The organism is Psychrobacillus sp. BL-248-WT-3 (assembly GCF_012843435.1).
GTDB lineage: Bacteria > Bacillota > Bacilli > Bacillales_A > Planococcaceae > Psychrobacillus.
In genome coordinates this window covers 1-7,576 of sequence record NZ_JABAFC010000066.1, presented here as the reverse complement: position 1 = coordinate 7,576, position 7,576 = coordinate 1, and the positions used below count along the sequence as shown (strand labels likewise).

Genomic DNA, 7,576 nt, shown 5'->3' with positions numbered 1-7,576 from the left:
CAAGGCGGATTCTGTGATTGTGAGGTACTCTCTAATGTTGTTGATTAATAGAGCTTGTTGAACTAACGGGTGCTTTAGTTGAAGAACGAAAGAAAAAACACTTGGAGAATATTCTCCAAGTGTTTTTTGTGTAATTACAATTAAAATGTTAATTCATTATATTCAATCCACTTTTCTTTTTCTCGATCTACCGCTCGATTTTGCCATTCAAACCAAACGTATAAACATTCACTACAACGACTCTCAACACCACTATTATTATGCGTATCTCTACGAATAAATAATGTCCTTTTGCGACAACAGTAGCAATAAATTATTTTATCAACATCTTTTTTTATGAACATAATAATTTTTCCCTCCAATATACAATATTAATTGTCTATTACTTGGTTATTTATTCTTTAACCAAGTAATTTTAGTAAATAGTTAATAGAGGTAGTAGTTATTCTTATCTTATTTTTTTATGTACATTTAATTGCCCTTTGAAATATCATATATACTTGTCAATTTGAATGCGAAGTTTCCCAATCTTAGCTTATATACTCCAATTCAACCAATAACTTTAAAAGAGCCCTACTTATAAAAATTGGTCATATCCAAATAATTCCTCATATTCTTTTTCAGCTGGAAAAGAAATCAAAAAATCCTTCATATGTATCTGCAAATTCCTTTAATAATATTAATAACGTGCACTATTTCTCCTAGAGATCAAATAATTTTTCAAATCTGATTTACTGATATTTAATTTACTACTAATTTCTGAAATAGGTAAATCCTCAACAAATAGAAGTTCCCCCACCTGTTCAGTGAATTTTTCACCGTAACGTACTTCTATCTTCATATTCCAAGACTCTATACCATAATAATTTCCACAACTACATTTAACTGAGCCAATAAGTCCTTCTTTTCTAAATCTTAATGTAGAATTATGTATAAAAAAACCATCAAAACATTTGCAAGTTTTCTCAATAAATAAGTCGGAATCAAAGGGTATGGTTAACTGATTATTTTCATTCAAATGTTTAATTTTCTTTCCACAAAAAATGAGAAAAAGAATATGAAATAGGGGGTGAATATCACCTGTAGCAGCCTCTTTAATTCGCCGTATTAACGTTGATATTACATATTTCTTATCAATATTAATTATTTTACAAATGCTATCACTATAAAAAAGCATAAAATCGTTTGTCAAACTTTTCTCGTCAAGAGCAAAATCTTTTAAATATCCACTTTCATAGAGGTAGGATATGTACGCTGTGTTTGTATCCCTAGTGGAATCTTTTTTATAGAATAGATAAACGGTTTGTTCAGAAATTAATTTCAATATCTTTTCTTCCCAATCATTTAATAAAGGAAGTTCACTTATTTTCACCTGATTTGATAAAGCAATAAGCTTCTTCCCATTAAATTTCACATCACTTGATACAAGTTTGCATTGGTGCTTTTCACAATATGTTACACCTGGTAAATTGTGAGTTATATGCCAATATGGTACTCCATTTTCTGAATCTCTTTCAAAGCATTTTAGGCAAAATCTATAGTAATATGCGTTATATATTTCAATATCATGGCAGTAAAGTTCATTTTTTATCCTTCCTGGCCTTTCCTCTAACATTAATGATTGAAAATAATCCTTGTTTCCTGATAATTTCTTATAGTAGTTAAAAAAACTAAAATTCTCTATTATTTCCACAGCATTATAAAAATTAAAGTGTTCTAACTTCATTTCTATTTTTTTGGCGTATGGAAACAAGTCCATTTTTATCTCCCACATTGGTCTAGAGAATAGCTCATTAGAAGTTATATGCTCTGATCCATTTGAGGAAACAAGATTATACCTAGCGAGTATACTGTAAATGAATTCGTCCTTATAGGGGATGGGGAAGCACCCAATCACAACTGCTCACCCCATACCTCTAAGTTTTGTAGCATCGACTCTATTTTATTATCCATGTTTTTTTTAAATCCAGCCAATCTTCTTACTTTCCATTTCTTTATTACTTCTCCATTTTCATACAGTACTTTATAGCTCCAAAATATTCTTCTAAGCTGAAAGTCTTCCCTCGATTCTATATTATTCATCAAAAACTCTTTTGTCTTAGGTATTTTTTCAATATGTTTCTCTATAAAAGAAGGATTGCTAATTCGCTTACTGACATTTGTTTTATTAACAAAGATAGGCTTTTCCATCCCATAAAGATTTTCGACTACTTCAATTACTTGATTTAATGTCTCTGAATCCCTGTTTTCCCAATTAACTCTACTTTTTGGATTTACTTTGATCTTATTTCGAGGGCTATTTCTTTTCAGAAAATCTTTATTATGTCTATAATGCCATAGATAGAGGGACGGATTTAAACCTCTTATTGAATTAATTGTTAATAAAAGATTCCCATTAATTAGTTCTAGCCACTCTTTTTCTTTTAATGCCTTTACAAAGGGATACTCGTTAAATTCAACAGTAACATCCTCTTTTCGACTTTTTATTTCTGAATACTTTTTTACAGTTGCAGGATCGCATTTCAAAATTTTTGCGACCTCCTTATAACTTAGTCCTTCTATATTAATTAATCTATTTAATTCTTGAATCCAAACTACCCCAAAATCCTTTATTCTCCCAACCTTAAAAACATCATTTTTATTTATATCTGGGCCTCTCCTTGAGTAAGTAAATCCACACTCACATTTAAACGTACCAACAGGTTTTCCGGTATCTGTACAACTTGTTATTATGACTTCTTTAACAACCTTTTCTTCATAGTGATTTGCTGCTGGATTTAGACAATAATAAGGTGCTTCTCCAAATGGGTAATATTTTTTTCCGACTAAGTCTTTTAATTCTTCTACCGCCACTCCTAAAAAATTTAAAAGTAGTATGTGCCGAATAGGGTGGAAAGCCTTTCTATGCTTTCTTGTAATTGCTTTTAACCAACAAGAACTGTTATTTAGATCAACGGTTGAATCAAGAAGTTCCAATAACTCTACTCCATAAAACTTTATTAATTGTTCTGCAAGTTTTTGCTGATCAATTTTCCCAAAATAATTTGCATAACCATTAACCTGCAGTAAGTATTTATAAATACCTTCAATATCTAAAGAAAGATTTAAAAAATTAAGTTCAAGTAATTTATTATTTTCTTTCGAAATCATCTTTAAATGTTGCTCAGTTTTCGAATTAAATGACGGTTTTAACTTTTGCGTTATTTCAATATTTGAGTTGGCCGATACATACTGATGCTTATGTTTATTTCGTGCCTTGATTAGAGAATCAACTAATAACTCATCATGTTTAATACAATAAAAAGATTTAGGTAACTGATGAGATACATGCCAATATGGTTCCCCATAATTATTAATATTTTCCTGACTACAAGTATGACAGAAGCGAATATGTTTCCATTCATTTATAGTTGATGCGTTAATCCCCAATAAAAGATGACTTGAACCAGGCTTTCCACCAAATTTCATATTCTTAAATATTTTTTCTCGCAGCGTCTCTGATTGAAAAAAAATGTAGTATTTAAAAAGAGTATGGTTTTGTATTAATGATTCAACTTCTGGTATATTAAAATGCATTAATGCTTCAGACAATTTATTTATATTTGATGGTATGTCTAAAACAGCTACGATGTTAGTTGAGTTAAAAATTTCATTTAAAGTTCGCTTTGGACTAATATTTCCTGTGTGCTCATGATATCGTGCGAGCCAGCTATATAAAAGTTCATCTTCATAAAGAGAAGGAAAATAACCAATCAATCAAAAATACCCCCTAGATTACAAATTCATCTATCGGCGATTTAATATAACCTGCTTCTTTTAAAACATCATAATTTGATACCTTATTTTTCTTTGCTTTTTCAAATAACTTTAATAAAACGAAATCTGTATTCGATTTATTAATTTGTTTTGGTTCCTTTTTCTTTTGGATTTCATCTGAATATTTAAGAGCAAGTACCATTAATTCCGTCATAGAATCAGTTGGGTTACTTTTAACAGCTTTAACAGAAGATTTTTCTGCTATTTCGACATTTATCCCAAGTGCAATTAGACCTGTAATTAATTTTTCCAAATTGTTATTAACTTTTTCATTTCTTTTCTGTGATTGAAGTTCCTTTTTCTTTTGAATAGTTGCTCTTAAATTCACTTTTGGCTCATGTAATACTAAGTATTCTTTAATGTCCAACGGCATAATATCAGCATACTTTTCTAATTCAGATAAGTGTCCATTTTTTAATGCTTTAAGCATTGGCTGAACAAGCTTTAAATCATCTTTTGCTACTTGCCTGATAGTATTTGTTGTTATTGTTTCTTTTCCAGTCTCAATCGCACGTCCTTGAGCCAATGCAAATAGCTTAATTGCTATATCCACGATACCTTGACTTTCGTCATATAGTGTCTGATTCAACTCTTCCGTTAACTCAACCTTATTTCTTAACCATTGATATCCCCACAAACTTTCAATCAATAAATCCCAATCACCATCTTTTTTCATCTGCTGCCAAACCATATCCCCTTGACCACTACCGCGACGTGCTTGCCTAAAATCTTGCTGTAATATAACTTTTGCACGCATAGTACCGATCATCACTACTGAGACTCCTAATTCATTTACTACTGTCACAAAGTAATTCATCATCTTTTCCGAATCATTGTTTTTAGTAGCTAAGAGATGTTGAATTTCATCAATAACTATTACTCCAATACAATGTAACTTTGCAACTTGTCCCATCCTAGTTACCATCGAGCTAATTGAATGACGAGAATTACCAAATTTATCAAAATAATTTGTTCCTAATAGTTGGTCCATTTTTAAGAAGAAGTCCATACACAATGATTTTAATGAACCATCATGCGGACAATTCAATTTTAACCATACAACTTGCATTAAATTTAATGGATGCTTATGCAATATAACTTGAGGATAAAGGGATAGTATTCTTTCAATTGCTGTAGTTTTCCCTATTCCAGAAAAACCCATAAGAGTCATATTTGAAGCTGTTGATCGGATATCACTTAGCCCATGTAACGCTTTAGTATATTCAGGAGAAAGTGGATTTCTACTAACATAGCCCATTCTTAATAATCTAGAAAATCGTTGTTCTAAATCTAGATGTTGCATAACTGGTTGAAAGAATTGATTTATCCTGGGTATAGCATGATAGCGTACATGAGTAGGTAAGTAAATTTCACTTTCGTCAAAAGGGGGTAAATAACTGAGCGCTTCATAAGCTTCTTCTGGTGAGAGAATTGGGGGAAGGGCTTCAATCAAAGGATTACCTTGAAAATCCATAACTTCTTGTTCTTTATAATCTGCTTCCAAAATATTATCAGAAAATGAATTATTCATTATGTTCCTCCATTCTACGCTTTAGAAAGTCCCGTACGCTGGTCCTTTTAAAATCATCTTTTTCATTTCTACCTTTAAATGGAACGATTTTATCATCTATTGAATCATTATCTAATAGTGGGATAGATTCATTTTCATATTGATATCTCTTTTCTAATTGACGGTTTTCTGTTATAGAACCCACTCTTTCCATTTTGCTTAATGTTGTATCTTTTTCTTGTTTATACTCTTTTGAAGCAGTATTTATTATTTCTTGAGCCTCTGATAAATAATCAATGTCTTTTTGAATCTGCGAATGATTATGCTTCTTTGCAGTCCTTCTTTCTTCTTCTCTCAAATAATTGATATCATCTAAACTTAATCCAGAAAACCGTGTAGAATTGCCTATCATATAGCATATTTCTTTCTGATTCTTATCCTCATCTATAAAATATACGTGATCCATGTTTCTTCTATCATAGGCTAAATAGATTTTCCATGAACCATTCATTCTTGCGTTTTCAAACCATGACTCTTCTATTGCCTTTTTACATTTATAAATAATTCCTTTAAAATGGATTCCTGTATAATTAACAGTTGCTGTGTCTCTAGGTAGTAACTGAAGCATTACATCTTCTTCTGAATGGTATTTTAATTTACCAGTACGATTTTGAATTCCCCAATTCCATAATTCTAAAGGTATAGGCAATACATTATCTTTTACTAAATCACGGTCTCTCACATATGAACTCATATAGTGTTTTGAATTATAAATTAAGATTTGTTTAATCATTAATTGGTTAAACTCTCTCAATGTTAAAGTTGCATCTAAGCGATAATCCCTAGTACCACGTTCTTGGAAATCAATATCTATATATCCCGGTAAGAGGGGTTTTACTTTTGTTTGAATGGTTCTAAACTTTCTTTCTACTATCCCTTTCCAATCTGCTCTGTAAGAAGCTGTATTTTCTACATGTAAATTAAATGCATTTACTAATCTATCTACGTTATAACCTTCAAATTCTCCCTTATCTGCTAATAATATTTCAGGCAAATGGTTACAGGGCCACTTTTCTTCTGTGATTTCTATACCATACTCAGCACAATACTCTTTCTTGTTAGAAACAACATTTTTTATAGCCATTGATGCACCAACCCAGGAGGGGCCTTCTAAACCGATATACATTCCCACGACCATTCTGCTAAAAACGTCGATAACAACGTAAATCACCGGTCGGCCAATTATCCAATTCCTATTTATTTCAGAAACTAAATATAGGTCACCAACAGTTGCGTCAATCTGATATCGTGATCCTGGTCCAAACACTTCCGATAGTGATGTACCCAGTACAGCACGATGATCTTTATTAAATCTTTTTTCTCCTTTTCGTGCTTTCAAAATTTCTGGTGCATCATATTCTTTATGAAACCAATATTTAAATTGATCAATTGTTGGAATTTTGTTTTCATCTTTTAAAATCATTTTTTCTATTCCGTCTTCATAATATATATTCTCAACATAAAAATCTCTCAACATAAATTTATATGCAACGGTTAAACTACTTTGTTTAGAGTTTAAATAGTATTTCTCTATTGCTTTTCTAAATATTTTTTTTGTTGTTTCATCAACATTAATACCAATTGTCCCGTATTTCCTTGGCCGACCACGTTTTTTTTCTCCAGCATTTCGCTCTTTACCTCTAGCACCTGAATTAATATAGTTCGGAAGCAACGCATCTATTTTCTTTCCTTTTGACCAATATTTATATAAATACTTTCTTACTGTTTTATAGTTAACTGAATGTTGTTCGCGAACACTTTTTATTAATCTACTCCTATATTTTTTATCAAATACTTGCGGTTCTTGGTTTACTATATCTTTAATAATTAACCAAGCATTATCCCTAATTTCAATATGTTTTTGCTCATAGTCACTTGAAATAAAAGAGGTAATATTTACTTCTTTTTCTTTAAACCATTCATTTATAATAATAGCTTCTCGAAGTTCTGAAATACTTTTTTTAATTGGAACCGCATTTTCATTATCTAGTTGAATCATATATAGTAATGTTTGGTGAGGATCGATCCATAATATCCTATATCTTTCCTCTGTAATTCTTTCTTTAAGAACTTCATTTAAATAAAAGTTCACTAAGCTAACCTCTCTTTTGAGTTATGGATCTACGTCAATATCCTGGACATAAAAAAGTTAAGTCTCTGTCAGAACGGCATCCAATCATGGAGCGTCCT

General features: G+C 31.0%; 4 protein-coding genes. All 4 read right to left on the bottom strand.

What is annotated here, in order from left to right:
* Window positions 1–679: 679 nt before the first annotated feature.
* From HF876_RS19335 to HF876_RS18340, 4 genes are read right to left on the bottom strand one after another with little or no spacing between them, the layout of a single operon-like run.
* Complete coding sequence (locus HF876_RS19335) at window positions 680–1,897, bottom strand: TnsD family Tn7-like transposition protein (RefSeq protein ID WP_169361504.1); 1,218 nt, start codon at window positions 1,895–1,897, stop codon at window positions 680–682.
* Window positions 1,894–3,756, bottom strand: a complete 1,863-nt coding sequence (locus HF876_RS18350; RefSeq protein WP_169361503.1) for a TnsD family Tn7-like transposition protein — start codon at window positions 3,754–3,756, stop codon at window positions 1,894–1,896. Before HF876_RS18350 ends, HF876_RS19335 begins: the two co-directional genes overlap by 4 nt.
* A gap of 13 nt (window positions 3,757–3,769) precedes the next feature.
* Complete coding sequence (locus HF876_RS18345; protein ID WP_169361502.1) at window positions 3,770–5,347, bottom strand: ATP-binding protein; 1,578 nt, start codon at window positions 5,345–5,347, stop codon at window positions 3,770–3,772.
* Complete coding sequence (locus HF876_RS18340; protein WP_169361501.1) at window positions 5,340–7,478, bottom strand: Mu transposase C-terminal domain-containing protein; 2,139 nt, start codon at window positions 7,476–7,478, stop codon at window positions 5,340–5,342. The genes HF876_RS18345 and HF876_RS18340 overlap by 8 nt, the downstream gene beginning before the upstream one ends.
* Between the last annotated feature and the right edge of the window lie 98 nt (window positions 7,479–7,576).

Bases quoted from the DNA above. Each gene is read 5' to 3' on its own strand.
- HF876_RS18345 (WP_169361502.1), bottom strand. From the start codon at position 5,347: ATGAATAATTCATTTTCTGATAATATTTTGGAAGCAGATTATAAAGAA.